The organism is Butyrivibrio sp. AE3004, from assembly GCF_000703165.1.
Lineage (GTDB): Bacteria > Bacillota > Clostridia > Lachnospirales > Lachnospiraceae > Butyrivibrio.
The window spans coordinates 326,090-346,755 of record NZ_JNLQ01000003.1 but is presented as its reverse complement, the minus strand read 5'-3'; the positions used below and the strand labels follow the sequence as shown (position 1 = coordinate 346,755).

At 41.3% G+C, this 20,666-nt stretch carries 18 protein-coding genes and 3 rRNA genes; 6 read left to right on the top strand and 15 right to left on the bottom strand.

The features are described from left to right. The 7 genes from BV60_RS23935 to BV60_RS23925 all read right to left on the bottom strand — a co-directional run. Positions 1-287, bottom strand: a 287-nt coding sequence (locus tag BV60_RS23935; RefSeq protein WP_330376367.1) for a CPBP family intramembrane glutamic endopeptidase, incomplete at its 3' end; no start/stop codon positions are given. Positions 288-1,139: 852 nt separating this feature from the next. Beyond that, positions 1,140-1,277 carry a hypothetical protein gene (locus tag BV60_RS23930; protein WP_242841040.1) on the bottom strand — a complete coding sequence of 46 codons (138 nt, stop codon included), beginning with the start codon at positions 1,275-1,277 and terminating at the stop codon, positions 1,140-1,142. A 74-nt stretch (positions 1,278-1,351) separates the two neighbouring features. Further along, complete coding sequence (locus BV60_RS0120250; RefSeq protein ID WP_029324673.1) at positions 1,352-1,870, bottom strand: hypothetical protein; 519 nt, start codon at positions 1,868-1,870, stop codon at positions 1,352-1,354. Then, positions 1,860-2,066: a winged helix-turn-helix domain-containing protein gene (locus tag BV60_RS21435; protein WP_035778013.1), complete on the bottom strand. Its 207-nt coding sequence runs from the start codon at positions 2,064-2,066 to the stop codon at positions 1,860-1,862. The genes BV60_RS0120250 and BV60_RS21435 overlap by 11 nt, the downstream gene beginning before the upstream one ends. After that, positions 2,059-2,556, bottom strand: a complete 498-nt coding sequence (locus tag BV60_RS21430) for a response regulator transcription factor (protein ID WP_051656939.1) — start codon at positions 2,554-2,556, stop codon at positions 2,059-2,061. The genes BV60_RS21435 and BV60_RS21430 overlap by 8 nt, the downstream gene beginning before the upstream one ends. 442 nt (positions 2,557-2,998) lie before the next feature. Beyond that, positions 2,999-3,268, bottom strand: a complete 270-nt coding sequence (locus BV60_RS21425) for a hypothetical protein (RefSeq protein ID WP_035778011.1) — start codon at positions 3,266-3,268, stop codon at positions 2,999-3,001. A gap of 102 nt (positions 3,269-3,370) precedes the next feature. Next, a complete protein-coding gene (locus BV60_RS23925) occupies positions 3,371-4,597 on the bottom strand; it encodes a transposase (protein WP_051656938.1) in 1,227 nt (408 codons plus the stop codon). A 191-nt stretch (positions 4,598-4,788) separates the two neighbouring features. Between BV60_RS23925 and bglS the strand changes: the two genes are divergently transcribed. Next, on the top strand, positions 4,789-6,048 hold the full coding sequence (bglS, locus tag BV60_RS24290) for a beta-glucanase (protein WP_029324672.1): 1,260 nt from the start codon (positions 4,789-4,791) through the stop codon (positions 6,046-6,048). Positions 6,049-6,302: 254 nt separating this feature from the next. On the opposite strand, the gene BV60_RS0120230 is transcribed toward bglS, so the two are convergent. From BV60_RS0120230 to BV60_RS0120215, 4 genes are all read right to left on the bottom strand, one after another. After that, positions 6,303-6,962, bottom strand: coding sequence for an NUDIX hydrolase (locus tag BV60_RS0120230; protein WP_029324671.1), 660 nt, complete (start codon positions 6,960-6,962; stop codon positions 6,303-6,305). A gap of 116 nt (positions 6,963-7,078) precedes the next feature. After that, complete coding sequence (locus BV60_RS0120225) at positions 7,079-7,801, bottom strand: class I SAM-dependent methyltransferase (protein WP_029324670.1); 723 nt, start codon at positions 7,799-7,801, stop codon at positions 7,079-7,081. Between the two features lie 241 nt (positions 7,802-8,042). Beyond that, positions 8,043-8,396: an arsenate reductase family protein gene (locus BV60_RS0120220; RefSeq protein ID WP_330376364.1), complete on the bottom strand. Its 354-nt coding sequence runs from the start codon at positions 8,394-8,396 to the stop codon at positions 8,043-8,045. Between the two features lie 73 nt (positions 8,397-8,469). Further along, positions 8,470-8,955, bottom strand: a complete 486-nt coding sequence (locus BV60_RS0120215) for an RpiB/LacA/LacB family sugar-phosphate isomerase (RefSeq protein WP_330376363.1) — start codon at positions 8,953-8,955, stop codon at positions 8,470-8,472. A gap of 208 nt (positions 8,956-9,163) precedes the next feature. Between BV60_RS0120215 and BV60_RS0120210 the strand changes: the two genes are divergently transcribed. The 4 genes from BV60_RS0120210 to BV60_RS0120195 all read left to right on the top strand — a co-directional run bounded on the left by BV60_RS0120210 (position 9,164) and on the right by BV60_RS0120195 (position 13,779). Beyond that, positions 9,164-10,018: a Cof-type HAD-IIB family hydrolase gene (locus tag BV60_RS0120210; RefSeq protein WP_051656937.1), complete on the top strand. Its 855-nt coding sequence runs from the start codon at positions 9,164-9,166 to the stop codon at positions 10,016-10,018. 327 nt (positions 10,019-10,345) lie between these two features. Continuing rightward, positions 10,346-11,974, top strand: coding sequence for an IS1182 family transposase (locus BV60_RS0120205; protein ID WP_029324666.1), 1,629 nt, complete (start codon positions 10,346-10,348; stop codon positions 11,972-11,974). Between the two features lie 228 nt (positions 11,975-12,202). Further along, a complete protein-coding gene (locus BV60_RS0120200) occupies positions 12,203-12,880 on the top strand; it encodes a helix-turn-helix domain-containing protein (RefSeq protein WP_029324665.1) in 678 nt (225 codons plus the stop codon). Next, a complete protein-coding gene (locus BV60_RS0120195) occupies positions 12,871-13,779 on the top strand; it encodes an IS3 family transposase (protein WP_156036006.1) in 909 nt (302 codons plus the stop codon). Before BV60_RS0120200 ends, BV60_RS0120195 begins: the two co-directional genes overlap by 10 nt. Before the next feature lie 160 nt (positions 13,780-13,939). On the opposite strand, the gene BV60_RS0120190 is transcribed toward BV60_RS0120195, so the two are convergent. From BV60_RS0120190 to BV60_RS0120180, 3 genes are all read right to left on the bottom strand, one after another. Beyond that, a 23S ribosomal RNA gene (locus tag BV60_RS0120190) occupies positions 13,940-16,797 on the bottom strand. 285 nt (positions 16,798-17,082) lie between these two features. Next, positions 17,083-17,200: ribosomal RNA gene (gene rrf / locus BV60_RS0120185) — 5S ribosomal RNA — on the bottom strand. A 63-nt stretch (positions 17,201-17,263) separates the two neighbouring features. Next, positions 17,264-18,808 (bottom strand): 16S ribosomal RNA (locus BV60_RS0120180). The 16S, 23S and 5S rRNA genes sit together here, the layout of an rRNA operon. A 665-nt stretch (positions 18,809-19,473) precedes the next feature. Here BV60_RS0120180 and BV60_RS23325 point away from each other — a divergent pair. Further along, a complete protein-coding gene (locus BV60_RS23325; RefSeq protein WP_156036261.1) occupies positions 19,474-19,641 on the top strand; it encodes a hypothetical protein in 168 nt (55 codons plus the stop codon). A gap of 38 nt (positions 19,642-19,679) precedes the next feature. Here the strand turns inward: BV60_RS23325 and BV60_RS0120175 are convergent, their stop codons facing one another. Beyond that, positions 19,680-20,654, bottom strand: a complete 975-nt coding sequence (locus BV60_RS0120175; RefSeq protein ID WP_051656936.1) for a DMT family transporter — start codon at positions 20,652-20,654, stop codon at positions 19,680-19,682. Positions 20,655-20,666 lie beyond the last annotated feature (12 nt).

Genomic DNA, 20,666 nt, shown 5'->3' with positions numbered 1-20,666 from the left:
AAAAAGCAGGCACTTACAGCAGGTGGAAGTCCCGGATTAAATACTTGATTTAATATCACTGCACCGGCATTGTTAATTATAATTATCATCATACCCGGTACGACGGAATTAAATCTGTAAGAAACAAACATCATAACAAGTCCAAACGGGATTCCGTATATCGACTGTACAGGATTAAGCATCAATACCGCAAACAGTATTGATGGTATAATTATACAGCCTGCCATTCCAAAAGATTTCTTTAATTTTTGCATTATAATACCCGGAAAGGCAAAGGCTGTCGCCATAGCGGATAATAAAACCATTGATAAAATATTTATGGGCGTTGTCTCGGTGATACCTGACATTATGGTGTAGAATAAATCACCGCTTTCGGGAGACAGCATTACTATCAAATCTGCAACATGTCTGTCAAAAAGACCTATTGCCAGCGCTGAAAAAACAATAAAAGCTATGACTTTTACATTACATATTTTCTCATACCAGGGCTCATAAGTTCCCGCAATCTTATTTTTTCTTTGCGTACATATCCAAGATAATTAACCGATATGCCAAAAAGAACTGTACTTATCAAATTTGAAATAAATATCATAAGGGTTTCAAAGCATTTATGCTATCGAGCCAGGTTTTCCTTATCCACACCCTGTGGTGACATAGCTAAAGTTCCCACGTATACTGATAATTATTCAGTACAGCCAGTTGGATCAAAAGTAAAGCCAGGCGTGTATACCCACTGCCTCTAATACTGTTTTTACCGTTGTTTTCCGTTTTTGTTTCCATAATTGTTACCTTTCCGATCATACCAATGGCAAATTCACTACAAAGCTTTTATAGCCATCGTCCGCGTTTCTATAGTATGCAAGACTTCCTTATGAAGTTCAGCAATTTTTTTGCAACTGATAATCCAAGTCCGCCTGCCACACTCTTCCCTTTCTTGGTTAGGTTCGAAGATATGATCCTTCCAGGTCCTCTTCCAGAAAAAGGGACCATGTATCTGAAAAAACTGATAGTTTACACCATTCTCTCAGCACTGATACCTATAATGTAGTATTTTCCGGGGGTTATGGCCTGATGGCATTATTGATCAAATTTGTAAAAACGCGCTCATCTGTTCAGTGTCATATTTGCATATCACTTTGTCAGGTATTGTCAGGCTCAAGAATAATTCTCCTGTCCTCAAATCTGTAAAACATATCTGCAAGAATGCCTCGAAGAAGACCTGCAATATGTACCTTCTTCGGGAAAAATCTTATAGTCTGTACTTCCGTATTTTGCATACTCCAGCATGTCCTCCAACTGGACATTGGCAGCTTTTATCTGTTGTTCGATTATAGTCAGATAGTGATTTCTCTCATCCTCTGAGATATCCTTTTCTTTGAGAAGCCTGGCATAGCCCATCACCATAGTCATATTGGAGTTTTTTAAATCGTGTTGCAATCCCGGCATATAGCTGTCTGTTTTGTTTCCTCGGTTTGCTCTCTGATACTCTGAGCTTCTTTAATTCAAAACCATGTGATGTTGAAGGCTTCTTTCCATTCTCCGCAAATTCGAAGCTATCCTTTACCTCCATCTGTACATCGAGATTTCCTGAACTTACCAGGTTCATATTATCCGCAATTTTTCTGGCAGGTTCTGATATGTTTTTTTCCAAAATATTGGACAATCCCCAAAAAAGAAGGTAAGTCACAATCATACTGGCCATTGTTATCTGAGTGCTCAGATCGTTGCTGATACCCTGACCACCATATATACCGTTTATCACTCCCATCAGGAAATCCCTGATTTTATCTATGAATAAAATGAGTAAAAAAACGTAGGCCAGAATAATTATCAGAAATGTTTGCAGTTTCCTTTTATATCTAAGTCTCATTTTCTTCCATCCGATATCCCAGTCCTCTGATGGTGTGAATATAATCATTTTCGCCATCGGAGATTTTCCCTCTAAGCTTACTTATGGCAACCATAATGCTATTATCATCAGGGAATTTATCACTTTCCCAAGCTGCCTCATATATCTGGTCTTTAGTTAATACCTGTCCGATATTCCGCATAAAAAATTCAATCATCCTGTTCCAGAGCCGTAAGCTCTACGGAAGCATCATTTTTATACATTCGCTTCAAAGAAGGGTTAAGTCTAAGCGATCCGCAAACAAGCTCCTTTCCCTCCTCCTGACGGTCATACCCATAACATCTGCGAAGTGTTGATAACACTCTTGCAGCAACCTCCATGGGGTCAAAAGGCTTTACTATATAATCATCCGCACCAAGATTAAGTCCCTTTATTCTGTCCAATACATCACCCTTGGCTGTTAGAAAGAGCACAGGCACATTGCTCTGCTTTCTGATTTTTTCAACCAGTTCATAACCATCCATTACAGGCATCATTATATCTGTAATGATCAGATCAAACTGTTCAGAGTTGAACAATTCATATGCCTTACTGCCATCATATTCTTCCTTTACCTTCATTCCGTGCATCTCGAGGCAAACCTTGAGAAGTCCTGCTATTTGAGGCTCGTCGTCAACAACCAGCACTCTGTACATTTTATCTGGCATATATACTCCCTTTTTCCCACTTTTCTCTTTTAAAAGATAATAATACCCCCCGACTATTTCTGCAAATTGAAGTGAATCTTAACATAACCTTAACTTTCTTGTCCTTGCTTTTTAAGGAACGGAGGCCTACGCTAACAACTGGTTTCTTGCGTGCATTTCCAATTTGCACACAAGAAGTCATACTTTTCCCTTTTTCCTGATTAAATATGCTCCGCTATGATACACTATGATTCTTTTGGGTATTATTGCACAAAAAAATCAACAATATTCCGTCATTCAAATATCAGCATTCTGATATTTTAAACATGAATATGATGTAGGTGCCAAAAGTCACATTTATACGTGACCTTGACATGTATTTTGAACATTGATAACTGAATAAAACTATGTTTGATGGACAGATTTTCCTTATTGAGGAGCATATTCATCCCCTTTATTACCGTCATTCCATAACCAATGCCCGGCATTTCGATTTACCTTTAATAAACCGCATCAGTTTGGCGAAATTTTGGGCACCAACTTTAAAGCCAAAGCGGTATTTTGTCTTTAGCTTTCCACGGACAGGCATTTTATCAACGCCATATTTATTTCTGAGGATTGACGGTGAAGTCTCTACACCGTTCCTGATTCTGCCGATTTTATTTCTGGTATCATCATCCAGAATCTCCAAAGATCCTAACAAACGTTTTCTGGAGTTTAAGGATATAACCATTGTGGCAGTCCGCTTCTTCAGCTTCGGATTGCATTCACATCGGTGGCGGACAGTTTTCACATGTTTCTCTTGTGAAAGATACTCGTGCGCTGTTTGTCTGTTTTATGTAAGAAGTGCTCTTTGGAACATTTCCAGCAGGACATTTTGATACCGTACCTTCAGTTGTGATCTCAAATTCAGCAAGTATAGGATTTGGTTGTTTACCAATAAGGCCTGTTGAGAAAACTGCAATGCCTTTTTAGCAGCCTGCATTTTTATCTCATGGCTGTCATAAGCTCCATCGGTTATAAGCGCTATAGCTTCAGGAGATTCTTCCTGGTTGTCGATGTATTCCTTGATGAATGATGCATCACTTCTGGTATTCACATCATACTGGTAGTCTGTGATAATGGATCCATTTTCACCAACAGTTTCTGTGAGATTGGCTACATATCCGCGGTGCTCTTTACCAGCCTTACTTCTGAAGGTTGCCTCCGGATCAGCTGGATTCTGAAGAATAGTGGCATTCATTTCACCTTTATCTTTCGGAATGATATGGCCATTGCCATCATCCTTGGTCTGTTCTGAGATTGCTCTTTCAAGCAGTTGATAGTCAGTGGTTTCTCCATGGGTATCCTTACATGTTGGAAGAAGTTTGACCGCATCATCGATTACTTTTTGAATCCGTTCTGACTGAGGGATATCCTTTTCGTAATATACGACACGATTCCTGTTGTTAGGATCCGCATAAGCTTCCAACCCTTTGATCTTGTCATTGTAACCGCCTCGTTTAAGCTTGCTACAAGATTTGACAAGCAGGTATACAACAGTTCCAGACGGTCCCATCTTCTTGATGTTAGACTCAATCATCATACTGTCCATACGTCTAATGTTAGGGTTTAAGTCCATGAACTTGCAGATATGATCAGAAAGCGAAACCATACACTCATGAACAAGGTCGATACCAGTCACAAGTTCATAAGCTGAGACTCTTTCACGGAAACGGCTGAAAGTCCTGTCACTGATTGGCTGCTTCTCAAAGCTGGTAGTATGAAGAGCATACTGATAACGGAAATCAAACTCCATGGTTTCGATCATCTCATCCTCAGAAATGCCATTGAACTCAGCAAGCATCATTGCGCCAACGATAACATTTATTGGAGCGTTTGGTCTTGAGTTGGTACTACTGCTGTATAATGGAGCAAACAGCATCTCATTGATGTTTACAAAGATCTCTTGCGAAAACTGATGAGCCCATGAACTTTCAAGCATCTTCTGTTTTCTTTCTGAGAGAAATGTAAGAGAATCAAAAAGAGACACTTGCTGATGATCATTTAAGATGAATGACATGGCTGAAACCTCGTTAAATACTGGATTTGATACTAATATTTTACCGCAGATCAGCACTAAAACATAGCTTTATTCAGTTATCAATGTGCATTTTTAGGGTGTTTCTATACTTTTGACACCCACATCATGAATATAATATCCTCCTTTTAAGATAACAGATATTATTATCCAAAAAAGGAGGTATATGTTTTATGGGAAGGAAATTTGTTTCACTTGTTTTGGGGACTGTGTTAACAATCGGAGGACTGCTGGCTTCGTCTATGCCGGTTACGGCTGCAAGTGCATGGGGAGGCACTCATGACGGAATGGCGTTTGATCGTCATGACAGCAGTCAGTTTGAGATGTCAAGCTGGAGTAATGGTGGAATGTTCGATTGCACCTGGTCTCCAAACAATGTATCTTTTGGAAACGGACAGTTAAAGCTAACTATTGACAGAAATTGGCAGGGTTACACAGGTGGAGAATACAGAACAAAGAAATATTACGGATACGGTTTGTTCCAGGTAAATATGAAGCCAATAAAGAACCCCGGTGTTGTTTCTTCTTTCTTTACATACACAGGGGAGAGCGATGGCACAAAGTGGGATGAAATTGACATTGAATTTCTTGGATATGACACCACAAAAGTTCAATTCAACTATTATACAAATGGACAGGGAAATCACGAATATCTATACAATCTTGGATTTGATGCATCACAAAGCTTCCATACCTATGGTTTCGACTGGAATTCAGGAAGCATCACATGGTATGTGGATGGTAAGGCTGTTTACACAGCAACAAGGGACATCCCTAATACTCCCGGAAAAATCATGATGAACGTATGGCCGGGTAAGGGTGTAGATGAGTGGCTACGGCACTATGATGGAAGAACCGGAATAAGTGCATATTACGACTGGGCTTCCTATGATGCACACACAGGAAACTCTAACAACAATAGCAACAATAGTAGCAGCCAGTATCAGCCTGCGCCTTCTCAGCAACCTAATAATGGTAGTAATGTAGGATCAGGAGCACTATTTGACAGCTCAAAAGCATATAAGCTTATAAATTTCGGAAGTAAACTTTCACTGGATGTTCAGGGAAACAGAAGGGATAATGGCACAAATATCCTTCAGTATCCTTTCAAAGGAAATGCCAATCAGAAGTGGTATTTTATTAAGGATGGAAATTATTACGTAATAAAATCTGCTTCTACAGGAAAAGTTCTCACAGTACAGGATTCGGCAACATGGGATGGCGGAAATATTTGCCAATGGGATTATTATGGCAGTAACAGCCAAAAATGGGAGATTTATCCTGCTGCAAATAACACATATAAAATTGTAAACCATAACAGCGGAAAATGTCTGAACATTGCATACGGTAGCAACAACGCTAATGCAAATGTTGAGCAGTATAAGGATGTATCCAGCAACTACGAGATGTGGTGGATTGATACTACAAATTGATAGCAAATAAATTGTTTCCTAAATAATTAGGGACGTTCATCAGTTTAGTTGAGAGTTTGAAATTTTTATGTAAATATGGGTATTCTAAGATAATTTAGATCTATTCGGAAGCAATCAGACTGGTTGCTTCCTTTTTCGACTATATTACTTAGATATGGCAGGCATATGGTAGAGTTAATATAAAACAGCCACAGTGATATATAATTCATTTAATACCAGGAATGAAAACTTTTAGTCATCCTATTATCATATGCTTATTTCCACATATCCGTGCAGAAGTACATTAGTGCAGCCCATGTATATACAGAATAGAAATGGCCTCTTTCATCCACGCCGTTTTTAAGAAGTTCCCCGGCTTTTTCTTTAGTCAAAAGAACAAAACCATCAAAACATTCCTGCCCTTCAGCCCCCTCCTGCGTGAGTGTGGAAAGATCCACATTTTTAAGCACAACCAATGCAAGAGCATTACTTTCATCTGTCATTCCCGGTGTACTGAAAACAAGTGGATTAATGACGGAAAGTCTATCTTTAGAATCATCGACTACTATTCCTGTTTCTTCATGAATTTCTCTCTTGGCAGTCTCCAGAATTGGATTATCTGATTTTTCATCCTCCTTATCAACCAGTCCCGCAGGGACTCCCAAAAGAAATCTCCCGGCAGGGTATCTGTACTCATAGGACAGTAGAAGTTTTTCCTGTTCGCCCTCATTATCTATGATAACTACGCAGCTTACTGCATCAGGCAACATCTTCTGAAATTCATCTTCTGTCTTAATTGCAACAATGCCATCAAGAGGTCTTCTGGTTGCATCAAAATAATGCCTTCCTTCCTGATATTGAAGGTCATAAAGCCTTATAAACTTCTTATCAGCGATTTCTTTTACCATATCTTTTGTAATACTATAACCTTGCATTAGTCTGTCTCTCCTAATTTAATCCATATCAGAAAGTTGATTTACAACATCATGTGCCCTAGATTTCTCATAATCATTCAAACTGATTTCTTCCCACGAATTGTCCGGAAAAATGCTCATTTCTTTTCAAAGATCAAATGATTATAAAAAGCAATCTTCCTGAACTCATCCATTGAATTAGCTTTTATCTCAAGTTCAAGCATTGGCCCATTCCATTTATCACTGAATTTAATATCATTATTTGAGGATAGTCCAAATAATGATCTGATTCCATAAATTCCCCTCAGTTCCATAGTGTTTGCCAATGACTTCACAAGATCATCATTATTATACAGATTTCTATTTCCAAAAATACTTCCTTCCGCATTATTATCATTCAATATATCAAGTGCCGCCTGAGGATTGTCATTTAATACTGCATAAGCAAGAACTTTTCCCAATTCATTGTGCTTTACAATCGACAGTCTTCCCCCGGGCTTTAAAACTCTGCCAAATTTATTTAATATGTCATCTACATTTTCCACGTATTCTAATACATTATGGCAAAGAACATAATCATACGTATTTTCTGATATTTCTTGTAAATACTCTATGCCTTGAGTCACCAACTTATAATCGTAGTCCTTAATCCGAAGACTATACATTTCCGAATTTGGTTCCAGGGCAGTCACATCATGATATTTTGCATAATAGTTTGATGTCAGGCAGAACCCCGCTCCGAAATCCAATATCTTAACTCTCTTATCATTTGAAATATTTAATTGCCTGAAAACCAAGTCGTAGAACATTCTTCCCCAAGGCTGCTCTACCATATTTCTGTAATCTTTAATTGTCCCCATATAATCCCCTTATCAAATGAAAATACATATTACTACTATAGCAAAAAAATCACCTCCGGGCAGTATTATTTCTACTGCTAAAAGGCAATTTTTTTGCTTTTTTTCGTATGTGTTCCCTCTTATATAGCTTTATTCACACCATTCTATGCCAGTATCTACAAAATCATGACATTCCGATCTAGAGCACGGAAAATCTTTCAGAGACTTATGCTTAGCATTCTTGGATGGTATCATTCTCAAATTATAAAAGTGCTTCTTTCCATGCGTCTTCCCTAAACCCGACAAGAACAACATTATCTGTTACAAGTAAAGGTCTCTTAACAAGCATTCCATCCGATGCCAGTAGATCCAAAATTTCATCGTCACTCATACTTGGTAACCTCTTGGATAATTCCATCTCCCTATACAGCTTTCCACTGGTATTAAAGAATTTTTTTAATGGAAGTCCACTTCTGTCATTCAAATCTCTTACCGTTTTCTTGTCCGGATGCTGCGCCTTTATATCTAAACTCTCATATTTTATTCCGTTGGAATCAAGCCATTTCAGAGCTTTATTGCAAGTAGAACATTTGGCATAACAATAAACCCTTATCATATTCATTTTCTCCTTCATAGCAACATTATTCCTATATCCGAAGTATTATGTACACTACTCTGTTCGATTTTTACTAATTAACCGGCACACAATGCTTGTCGTTAATATCACAAACTTTCTGAACACGTCTACGATATTTCTCTTCCATCAATGGCTCTGTTGTCAGCCATGTCTTTACTACTTCCATCGCCATAAGCCCACCAATAATCTTAGCTCCGAGACAGAGAATATTGGAATCTGTATGCTGCCTTGCCAAAGTAGCGCATAACGGATCCTGACATACTGCTGCATAGCAACCATTTATCTTATTTGCAATAAGCGCACTACCATAGCCAACACCGTCACAAAATATTCCTCTGTCGCATTCTCCCTTTGCCACAGCTAAAGCTGCGGGATAAACAAAATCAGATAAATCACAGGATTCCTCATCATATGTGCCAAAATCCTTAACCTCATATCCCTGTGAAATAAGATACTTTTTGATTTCTTCTTTCATCTGTGTTCCTGCGTGATCATTTGCCATTGCGATTGTCATATTTCTCACCCTCTCTTTGGTCATAAGGGGATACCTTGTGCAGTAGATCCCTTATTACGGTTCATAGTTTTAATATATACACTTTAACACTTACTCTTTTATAATCCAACACTACTAACCCATAAAAGGATGTTTATTTCATAATAGTTTATAGTAATCGTCTTGGCATTTCTAAAAAATCATGTATAATTGCAAAGATGAAAAATAAATATTTAAAAGGATAATTATAGTAATGTCTATTACAAACAACACAAAAAATATAAAAAAAGATCTGCCATATAGGCTTATAGCAATGGATATGGATGGCACCCTTCTCACTTCAGAAAAGAAGCTCCTACCTGAAACACTTAATACTCTTACAAGGGTCGCTGATAACGGCGTATGCCTTTCCTACGCAACCGGAAGAGCACTCGTGGAAATGAAGGAATATTTTGAGAGCACTCCAATGATTCGCTATGCAATCTGCTACAGTGGGGCAATAATATATGACTGCAAAGATAATAAAGTCATATACAGAAAAGAAATTTTGAATGATTATTTTGGAAAAATAATTGAAGTTGCAAATAAATTCAATGGAATGCTCACTTTCCTTACTGAAAATGAATCCATCGTGTCTTCAGATGACATTAATCACATGGATGACTTTCATATGGGTGTATATCAACCTATGTACCTCAAGGTAACCAGGCAGGTAAGCGACATGATTACTGAAAGCCAAAAGCACGAATCCATCACTAAGATAAATATATATTTCAGAAGTCAGGCAGATCGTCAGCGTGGATACCATGAATTACAAGATCTTCCCCTTACATTTGCACTGGCAGAAGAAACCAGCCTTGAAATGAATGCAAAAGGCGTCTCAAAAGGTGCCGCACTTAAAACACTGGCCTCTCTCCTTAATATCCCTATTGAAGAGACAATGGCTATCGGAGATGCCGACAATGATCGTGACATGCTTAACACAGCAGGAATTTCTATTGTCATGATGAATGCTTGCACCAATATAAAGAAATTCGCTAACTACATAACAAAAGACTGTGACAATGACGGTGTAGGCTATGCAATCAGAGAATATTTTGATTTTTAATTGAAAACAAACATGTAAAAAAGGGGCTGTCGCACTAATTTAGTGTGACAGCCTTTTTGACGCCCAGCGTCTCAGGCATCCGTACTGAAATGTTTGTTTTCGTCTGCGGTGTGATTTTCTAAAACTCATTAAGCATCAAATGCCTCATTTCGACCTTGCTCAGAGAAATCGGCATTTGATGCTTTCTTCGTTTTGAAAATCAACATCCTCGTCCGAGAACTGCACATTTCTGTACAGATACCTGAGGGGCTGGGCTGTCAATAAATACCTTCACTTAACACAAAAACCAGACTTCGAAAAGCCTGGTTTCTGCGGTAAAATATATTTATGCTACTAAATAAAATCTTACAAGGAGATTATACCGTTTCTTCCTTGTATCATCAAATCAAACTTCCGCTCGACATAGAAATTTCTATCCCATCCGATGATCCGGTGCGCCTGGTAAGTGCATTTGTGGAGGAGATGGATCTTTCTGATCTGTATAAGACTTATGACAGAATCAGAAAGAATCAGGCCTCACCGCATCAGATGCTGAAGATTGTCATCTATGCGGCAATGAACAAAATCTATTCTAGTCGTGATATTGAGTCTGTCTGTAAGAGAGATATCAACTTCATGTATCTTCTGGACGGAGCTCCTGCTCCAGATCACTCCACCATAGCAAGATTTATATCCATTCATCTCTCACAGTGTGCTAAGCGTCTTATGGCACAGGTAGGAACTATACTGCTCGAATTGGGAGAAATATCAGGCGAAAACATCTTTATTGATGGAACTAAAATAGAGTCGGTAGCTAACAAGTATACATTTGTATGGAAAAGAGCTGTATCTAAAAATATGATAAAGCTTACTGAAAAAGTATGCATGTTTTGCGCAGAGTGTGAAGAACTCTATGGCATAAAGGTAGTCTACAATGACCAGATTTCGCTGCACACCTTGAAACGGCTTAGAAAGAAGCTGTATAAACTAAAGGCTGATGAAGGAATTATATTTGTGCATGGTATAGGGAAGAGAAAAACACCTTTACAACGTTCGATTGAAACACTTGAGGAATATGTGGAAAAGCTTAAGGAATACACAAAAAAGATTTATTTGTGCGGAAAACGTAACAGCTATTCCAAGACTGATCCTGACGCCACGTTCATGAGAATGAAGGAAGATGCAATGCTAAACGGACAACTAAAACCTGCATACAATCTCCAACACGGAGTAGACTCAGAGTATGTTACATGGCTTGATGTATTCCAGAATCCGACTGATACAAACACGTTGATTCCATTCTTAAAGGATATGGAAGAACATCTTTCTTTCAAGTATAAGAATATCGTTGCGGATGCAGGCTATGAAAGCGAAGAGAATTATATCTTTATCGAATCCAATGAGCAGGCAGCATATATAAAGCCTCAGAATTATGAACTATCAAAAACAAGGAAGTTTAGAAATGACATAAGCAGACGCGAAAACATGGATTATGATCCTGAGTCAGACTGTTATATATGTAGAAATGGAAAACAGCTCCTTGCAGTATCCAAAAGGACACAAAAAACAGCAACAGGATATCAACGTGAAGTAACGATATATGAATGCAATAACTGTGATAGCTGTCCTTACAAGAAAGACTGCATTAAAGGAAATAACTGCAAGACCGCGTTTGAAGATAGAAACAAGAAGCTTTCCGTCTCAAGAAAAATGGAAGAAAAACGAGCAGAATGTCTTGAACGGATAACCAGCGATTACGGAACTCAGCTGAGAATGAACCGTAGTATTCAAGCGGAAGGATCCTTCGCAAATGTGAAAGAAGACATGAACTTCAGAAGATATCTGTATCGCGGAAAAGAAAATGTTCTTGCGCAGAGCATACTTCTGGCAATCGGCTATGACATAAATAAGCTGCATCACAAGATTGCTTCTGAGCGAACCGGAACGCATCTGTTTGAACTGAAAAAAGCCTCATAATTTTTGACACTTCAAAACGAAAAAAGCAACAATGCGCCGATTATCACATCGGCCTGTTAAAGTACTCAATTTTTAACAATAACGATAAAAACCATTTCTCATATCCACAATTTATGGTAAGAAAAAGGGGCCTCGTCCAAATGATTTAATCATCTAAAGTGATATGCTCCCTTCTAGGTAGACAAGAGAAATAATAAAATCTTGTACTGCTTGGGAGGGAGCATTTTTATGTCCAAATATAAGATAGATCCAGATGAAAAATTAATGACAGTAAAGGGGATTCTTGATGGAAAAGAAACACAGTGCCATGCAGCAGCAAGGCTTGGAGTTGCACTCACATCCGTACAACTATGGATTGCCATTTACCAAAGCGATGGCACTGAAGCATTTTATCAAAGAAAATACAAAAAATATTCCAAGGAACTGAAGGAGAAAGCAGTTCTGGAGTATATAAATGGAGAAGGCTCATTACTATCTATATGTCAGAAATATGGCATTAGAGCAAAAAGTAAGTTACAAAACTGGATAAAGAAATATAATGATCATGAGGAACTGAAAGCTTCCGAAACAGGAGGAGTAACCATCATGACCAAGGGGAGAAAAACAACATTTGATGAGCGTGTAGAAATTGTTCAGTATTGCATTTCTCATGATTGCAATTATGCAGAAACTGCTGAGAGGTTCAAGGTATCATATCAGCAAGCACGAAACTATACAGTTAAATATAAGGCCGATGGAATTGAGGCTCTTAAAGACAGGCGTGGAAGAACCAAGTCTAAAGAAGAAATGACAGAATTGGATAGGTTACGCGCTGAAAATAGGATACTTCGTGCAGAAAAGGAACGTGCTGAAATGGAGGCTGCTTTCTTAAAAAAACTCGATGCAATAGAGAGGGGGTGGGACTGAGCCTTATCCGTCATGAGCAGGTATATCTTGCTATTAAGGCAGAGAATGATGAACATGGCTATCCAATTTCTGCACTCTGCAAAGTGGGAAATGTTAGCCGAGCCGCATACTATAAATGGTTGCATAGGGGGATTCCAGCCTACGAAACTGAAAACAAACGTATAGCTGATGAAATAGAAAAAATACACACAGAGAGCCCTGATAAAGGATATCGACGTATTAGAGATGATCTAGAACGGTACCATGATATAAAGGTAAATGATAAACGTGTCCTTAGGATCTGCCGTAAAAAGGGAATTAAATCCACTATAAAATATGCCAACAATGGATGCACAAGACAGGCGGCTAATCCTCAATTCATTGCCGAGAACATCTTAAATAGAGAATTTTCGGCAGATGCCCCTAACCAAAAGTGGCTGACAGATGTAACGGAATTCAAATATTATGTGGATCAGGAAATTCATAAGATATATTTGAGTGCTATCCTCGATTTATATGATCGAAGAATCGTATCATATGTGATAAGTGATTCGAATAATAACCCATTGGTATTTGATACATTTGATGCTGCTATAGTTGCAAATCCTGGTGCAACACCATTGTGCCACAGTGATAGAGGATTCCAGTATACAAACAGACTGTTCCACGCGAAGTTAGAGGCTGCTGGAATGACTCAGAGCATGTCAAGAGTGGCAAAATGCATCGACAACGGTCCCATGGAAGGCTTTTGGGGAATAATCAAGCGAGAGCGGTATTATGGAAAAAGATTCAAGGATAAAGCTTCATTGGTTACGATGATTGAGGAATACATTGAATACTATAACAACAGACGTTTACAGAGAAATCTTGGTGTTCTTACGCCTATAGAGAAACATAATAATTATTTGCTGGTGGCATAAAAACTGCCATCAGGAGAAAAACTGATGGCAGAAAATTTATTTTTTTGACTGTCTACTTGACGGGGAGCGGTTCAAAGCGACAGCCCCTTCTGCATTTTGTACCTTCAAAACCGAACACTGAATACTTCATCTTCAATCCGTTATTGTTCTATATCCTTTTTTGGACAAGCCCTCGACCTATTAGTACACATCAGCTGAACACGTTACCGTGCTTACACCTTGTGCCTATCTACCTCATAGTCTCTAAGGGGTCTTACTGCAAAATGCAGGGATATCTCATCTTGAGGGGGGCTTCACGCTTAGATGCCTTCAGCGTTTATCCCTTCCGGACTTGGCTACCCAGCCTTATGCATCTGGCGATGCAGCTGATACACCAGCGGTCCGTCCATCCCGGTCCTCTCGTACTAAGGACAGCTCCTCTCAGATATCCTACGCCCGCGCCGGATAGGGACCGAACTGTCTCACGACGTTCTGAACCCAGCTCGCGTACCGCTTTAATGGGCGAACAGCCCAACCCTTGGGACCTGCTACAGCCCCAGGATGCGATGAGCCGACATCGAGGTGCCAAACCACTCCGTCGATGTGAACTCTTGGGAGTGATAAGCCTGTTATCCCCAGGGTAGCTTTTATCCGTTGAGCGATGGCAATCCCACTTTCATGCCACCGGATCACTAAGTCCTACTTTCGTATCTGTTCCACCCGTCGGTGTCACAGTCAGGCTCCCTTCTGCCTTTGCACTCTGCGAATGGTTTCCGTCCATTCTGAAGGAACCTTTGAGCGCCTCCGATACCCTTTCGGAGGCGACCGCCCCAGTCAAACTCCCCGGCAGACATTGTCCCCGGACCGGTTTCACGGTCCTTGGTTAGAAACCCAGTACTATAAGGGTGGTATCCCAACAGCGACTCCATGACAACTGACGTCATCACTTCACAGTCTCCCACCTATCCTGTACATACAGTACCGAATCCCAGTATCAACCTGGAGTAAAGCTCCATGGGGTCTTTCCGTCCTGGCGCGGGTAACCAGCATCTTCACTGGTACTTCAATTTCACCGGGTGCATTGCCGAGACAGTGCTCAAATCATTACGCCTTTCGTGCGGGTCGGAACTTACCCGACAAGGAATTTCGCTACCTTAGGACCGTTATAGTTACGGCCGCCGTTTACTGGGGCTTAAATTCAAAGCTTCGGTTGCCCTGACCTCTCCTCTTAACCTTCCAGCACCGGGCAGGCGTCAGCCCATATACCTCACCTTTCGGTTTCGCATAGACCTGTGTTTTTGCTAAACAGTTGCTTGAGCCTCTTCTCTGCGGCCTGCTCTCGCAGGCTCCCCTTATCCCGAAGTTACGGGGACATTTTGCCGAGTTCCTTAACAATGCTTCTCCCGCCGGCCTTAGGATCCTCTCCTCATCCACCTGTGTCGGTTTACGGTACGGGCTGATGATACGCAATAGTGGCTTTTCTTGGCAGTACGTCCATGTGCTTCACTACTCTTACTTCGTTCCCCCTTGCGGGACCGGTCTTTCCTTTCCCGGCTCACACTTTCGTCCTGCGTCCCCACAGTTCTGATATCATCAGGTGCAGGAATATCAACCTGCTGTCCATCGACTACGCCGTCTGGCCTCGCCTTAGGTCCCGACTTCCCCAGGGCAGATCAGCTTTACCCTGGAATCCTTGGATATTCGGCCTGGAGGATTCTCACCTCCATCTCGCTACTCATTCCGGCATTCTCTCTTCACAGCGCTCCATCGCTCCTTACGGTACGACTTCGACGCTGCTGTGAATGCTCCCCTACCGATCACAAGTACCCGTAGATACTTGCAATCCCCAGGCTTCGGTGTCGTGTTTCAGCCCCGGTAATTTTCGGCGCAGGACCTCTCGGCTAGTGAGCTATTACGCACTCTTTGAATGTGTGGCTGCTTCTGAGCCAACATCCTAGCTGTCTGTGAAATCCCACATCCTTTTCCACTTAACACGCACTTTGGGACCTTAGCCGTGGATCTGGGCTCTTTCCCTTTTGACTGTCCAACTTATCTCGTACAGTCTGACTCCTGCGCTCAGCCATACTGGCATTCGGAGTTTGATAATCTTTGGTAAGCGGTGAAGCCCCCGCGGATATTCAGTGCTCTACCTCCAAATGGCATGCTACAGGGCTAGCCCTAAAGCTATTTCGGGGAGAACCAGCTATCTCCGGGTTCGATTGGAATTTCTCCCCTATCCACACGTCATCTCCACCCTTTTCAACGGATGTGAGTTCGGACCTCCACAGCCTTTTACGGCCGCTTCATCCTGCACATGGATAGATCACCCGGTTTCGGGTCTATGTTATGTGACTCTCGCACTCTTCACACTCGGTTTCCCTCCGGCTCCGGACCTATGGCCCTTAACCTCGCCGCATAACATAACTCGCCGGACCGTTCTACAAAAAGTACGCGATCACTCTCATAAGGAGCTTTCGCAGTTTGCAGGCACAGGGTTTCAGGTTCTCTTTCACTCCCCTCCCGGGGTCCTTTTCACCTTTCCCTCACGGTACTATGCGCTATCGGTCACTAAGGAGTATTTAGCCTTACGGGGTGGTCCCCGCTCTTTCAGACAAGGTTCCACGTGTCTCGTCCTACTCTGGATACTGACTCGCTTCGGACAATTTCGCTTACGGGGCTCTCACCCTCTCTGGCAGGTCTTTCCAGGACCTTTCTGCTATCGTCCTCCATCGATCATTCAGTCCGAACCCCGGGTGCAAGCACCCGGTTTGGGCTCTTCCGCGTTCGCTCGCCGCTACTTACGGAATCACGGTTGTTTTCTCTTCCTCCGGCTACTTAGATGTTTCAGTTCACCGGGTTCCCTCCACATGCCTATGTATTCAGCATGCAGTGACAGGAGTTCTTCCTGCCGGGTTGCCCCATTCAGATATCTGCGGCTCTCAGTGTATTTGCCACTCCCCGCAGCTTTTCGCAGCTTATCACGTCTTTCTTCGGCTCTTAGTGCCAAGGCATCCGCCCTGCGCCCTACATAGCTTGACCAGCTATATAGAACTTTTGGTCCATTTAATAACCACGTTCCCGCATATATCTGATATAGCGTTATCGATATATGCTCGTTTATGTATTGCTACATTGTTTTTTCTGGATCTCGGATCCTGATCATATGATCGCAGATCCGTTCGATGTCTTTTAATCGGATTCTCTGATTAAAATGTTTTCTTCAGTATTCGGTTTTCAAGGTACAGACTTCTGACTGTTTTACCAGTCATCAGGAAACGGATCTTCCTCTGTTCCCTCATCACTGTTAAAACTTCTTCTTTTTATATCCGGCAGCCACCTATCCTCCCATGCCGTCTCCAGCATAGTACTTTCGGCCGATAAGGTCTTAACCGTCGTGTTCGGGATGGGTACGGGTGTTTCCCCTTTTCGCATCGCCACCGGAATTTTTCTGTTGCCACCGGCAACAAAACAGTAATGCAACTCCCTACTTCTTCCTCTTCCTTAGAAAGGAGGTGATCCAGCCGCAGGTTCTCCTACGGCTACCTTGTTACGACTTCACCCCAGTCATCCGACCTGCCTTCGACGGCTCCTTCCTTGCGGTTAGGTCACCGGCTTCGGGCATTTCCGACTCCCATGGTGTGACGGGCGGTGTGTACAAGACCCGGGAACGTATTCACCGCAGCATGCTGATCTGCGATTACTAGCGATTCCAGCTTCGTGCAGGCGGGTTGCAGCCTACAGTCCGAACTGGGTCGTTATTTTTGGGATTTGCTCCCCCTCGCGGGTTCGCTTCTCTTTGTTACGACATTGTAGCACGTGTGTCGCCCAGATCATAAGGGGCATGATGATTTGACGTCATCCCCACCTTCCTCCAGGTTATCCCTGGCAGTCTCCATAGAGTTCCCATCTTACTGCTGGCTACTATGGACAAGGGTTGCGCTCGTTGCGGGACTTAACCCAACATCTCACGACACGAGCTGACGACAACCATGCACCACCTGTCTCTACTGTCCCGAAGGCCTACAGACATTACTCTGTATTCAGCAGGATCTCAAGATCTGGTAAGGTTCTTCGCGTTGCTTCGAATTAAACCACATGCTCCACCGCTTGTGCGGGTCCCCGTCAATTCCTTTGAGTTTCATTCTTGCGAACGTACTCCCCAGGTGGAATACTTAATGCGTTTGCGTCGGCACTGAAGGACTTCGTCCCCCAACACCTAGTATTCATCGTTTACCGCGTGGACTACCAGGGTATCTAATCCTGTTTGCTCCCCACGCCTTCGAGCCTCAACGTCAGTTGCTGTCCAGTAAGCCGCCTTCGCCACCGATGTTCCTCCTAATATCTACGCATTTCACCGCTACACTAGGAATTCCGCTTACCTCTCCAGTACTCTAGTCATACAGTTTCCAAAGCAAGCCCACGGTTGAGCCGTGGGGTTTCACTTCAGACTTGCATCACCGTCTGCGCTCCCTTTACACCCAGTAAATCCGGATAACGCTTGCCCCCTACGTATTACCGCGGCTGCTGGCACGTAGTTAGCCGGGGCTTCTTAGTCAGGTACCGTCATCTCCCCGAAGGGTCTTTCTTCCCTGCTGATAGAGCTTTACATACCGAGATACTTCTTCACTCACGCGGCGTCGCTGCATCAGGCTTTCGCCCATTGTGCAATATCCCCCACTGCTGCCTCCCGTAGGAGTTTGGGCCGTGTCTCAGTCCCAATGTGGCCGTCCGACCTCTCAGTCCGGCTACAGATCGTTGCTTTGGTAGGCCGTTACCCCACCAACTGGCTAATCTGACGCGGGCCCATCTCGTACCACCGGAGTTTTTCACACTGTGTCATGCGACACCGTGCGCTTATGCGGTATTAACAGTCGTTTCCAACTGTTATCCCCCGGTACGAGGCAGGTTGCCCACGCGTTACTCACCCGTCCGCCACTAAGAATATACAATCTTTGACCGAAGTCTCGGAAGCGTATATTCTCCGTTCGACTTGCATGTGTTAGGCACGCCGCCAGCGTTCATCCTGAGCCAGGATCGAACTCTCACGTTTAAATGTTCTATCAGGATCTCTCCTGATCTCGTTCGTCTGACCAGAACTTAAGCTTGGCTTTTGTTCTGTCCGTTTTTACCTTGTTAGGTTTGTTTTGTTCTCTGAATATTCTTTTTGGAATTTTCAGGGTTGCATTACTATTTCATTGTCAATGTGCATGAGCCTACAATCCGCTCCATTACTGCGTTTGCGGCTCTGTCTGTCCGCAGCAGCAACGTATAAAAATATATCACTGGATTATTATGGTGTCAACAACTTTTTTTTCGTAAATTTTTCTTGTATTATTACATTTATAATTCATCTAAACATTACATAGTACTCTTCAAGCATTTCTTCTATTATTTTAAAAATGTCTTTCATCGTGAATTCCTCCTTAATATGCCAATTTTTTGAAATCTTTCGTCTGTTGATATATAGATAATAGCAAGAGGTATATCACACAATTTGCACACTTTTTCTCTTTCAAAAAAGGCAAAATACCAGCCTGTTATACAAAGTTTGTTTATAAAAATAATCTAAAACTCAGAAACAAGTAATAATGAGATCATTCACAAAATTTATAATGGTTTAATTATATTTCCCCATTTTGAACACAAATATGACTTATCATATGGAAAATAAGATTCATATATTATTTTGTTTTTATTTTTGTATGGGTATTTGTTGTGAATAAGAAGAATTTTTTTCATAAGAAAAATACAACAATCATAGATGCCATTGAATATAATGGTAAATATACAGATGTCTCCACACTTAGAAACAGATTTATCACTATCGGGATTGTAGTATTTACCGTAGCTCTGTTTTTATGTGTTCCAATATTTTTTTTGTGACAATTTGGCCCTGAAAAAATATCTGAGAAATGAATTTGTCAATTTTCAGAATGATTTATTTTTTTACGCGTAATACCATACTGTTTATCGTTATTAACAATAATAATTCCTATAACAACCATTATCAATGCTGCTAGTCCGGTTGCTGAAAATGCTTCCTTGTTTTCCCCAAGAAATAATGCTGAGAGAATAACCCCCATGACAGGATTCATAAATCCTAAAATCGAAACTCTGCTAACGGGATTGTGCTTAAGCAGTATTCCCCATAGCGTATAAGCTCCTGCTGAAATAAACCCCATATAGAACAGATTGAGCACACATGATACATTTGAAAAAATCAGGTGCCCTCCCCCTAAAAATCCTACAAGAAACAATACTGCACCGCCAAACATAAACTGATATCCACTTAAAGTAACGGGATTCTCATTACGGGCATATATTTTTATGCAACATGAAGATAGGGCATAAAAAACTGCGGCAAGCAGCATAGCACCTTCTCCATAAAGTGATATTCCACCTGAGTTTTCAAAAACGTCAGAACCACCAAATATAAGTATTATACCTAAAAAACCAACCACACAACCCATCAACTTGTTCAATGTAAATTTTTCAAAATGAAACAGATATGCAGCAAAAAGTATGGCAAAAAAATTCCCGGAAGCATTTATGATTGAACCTCGTACACCTGTTATATGCGCGAGTGCCATAAAAAAGAAGAAATATTGACCTACTGTCTGAAACATGGACAATATAACTATATATTTAAATGCCTCTTTTCCCGGTATAAGTAAACCTTTTCCTATAAACGACCCAAATGCAATTGTCATTATTCCGGCAAGAAAAAAACGTGCCCCCGCAAGCATCAATCTGGAAGCAGTATCGTCTGCGCCAATGCTAAAAATATCATATGCAATTTTAATAGCAGGTGAAGCACTTCCCCATAACACACAGCAGAAAAAGGCTACCATACAGGTTACAGGGAACCACTCCCAGATTGATTTTTTGTTTATCATAATTATATGTAA

Bases quoted from the DNA above. Each gene is read 5' to 3' on its own strand.
- BV60_RS23930 (WP_242841040.1), bottom strand. From the start codon at position 1,277: ATGCAAAATACGGAAGTACAGACTATAAGATTTTTCCCGAAGAAGGTA.
- BV60_RS0120250 (WP_029324673.1), bottom strand. From the start codon at position 1,870: ATGAGACTTAGATATAAAAGGAAACTGCAAACATTTCTGATAATTATT.
- BV60_RS21435 (WP_035778013.1), bottom strand. From the start codon at position 2,066: ATGATTGAATTTTTTATGCGGAATATCGGACAGGTATTAACTAAAGAC.
- BV60_RS21430 (WP_051656939.1), bottom strand. From the start codon at position 2,556: ATGCCAGATAAAATGTACAGAGTGCTGGTTGTTGACGACGAGCCTCAA.
- BV60_RS21425 (WP_035778011.1), bottom strand. From the start codon at position 3,268: ATGGTTATATCCTTAAACTCCAGAAAACGTTTGTTAGGATCTTTGGAG.
- BV60_RS23925 (WP_051656938.1), bottom strand. From the start codon at position 4,597: ATGTCATTCATCTTAAATGATCATCAGCAAGTGTCTCTTTTTGATTCT.
- bglS (WP_029324672.1), top strand. From the start codon at position 4,789: ATGGGAAGGAAATTTGTTTCACTTGTTTTGGGGACTGTGTTAACAATC.
- BV60_RS0120230 (WP_029324671.1), bottom strand. From the start codon at position 6,962: ATGCAAGGTTATAGTATTACAAAAGATATGGTAAAAGAAATCGCTGAT.
- BV60_RS0120225 (WP_029324670.1), bottom strand. From the start codon at position 7,801: ATGGGGACAATTAAAGATTACAGAAATATGGTAGAGCAGCCTTGGGGA.
- BV60_RS0120220 (WP_330376364.1), bottom strand. From the start codon at position 8,396: ATGATAAGGGTTTATTGTTATGCCAAATGTTCTACTTGCAATAAAGCT.
- BV60_RS0120215 (WP_330376363.1), bottom strand. From the start codon at position 8,955: ATGACCAAAGAGAGGGTGAGAAATATGACAATCGCAATGGCAAATGAT.
- BV60_RS0120210 (WP_051656937.1), top strand. From the start codon at position 9,164: ATGTCTATTACAAACAACACAAAAAATATAAAAAAAGATCTGCCATAT.
- BV60_RS0120205 (WP_029324666.1), top strand. From the start codon at position 10,346: ATGCTACTAAATAAAATCTTACAAGGAGATTATACCGTTTCTTCCTTG.
- BV60_RS0120200 (WP_029324665.1), top strand. From the start codon at position 12,203: ATGTCCAAATATAAGATAGATCCAGATGAAAAATTAATGACAGTAAAG.
- BV60_RS0120175 (WP_051656936.1), bottom strand. From the start codon at position 20,654: ATGATAAACAAAAAATCAATCTGGGAGTGGTTCCCTGTAACCTGTATG.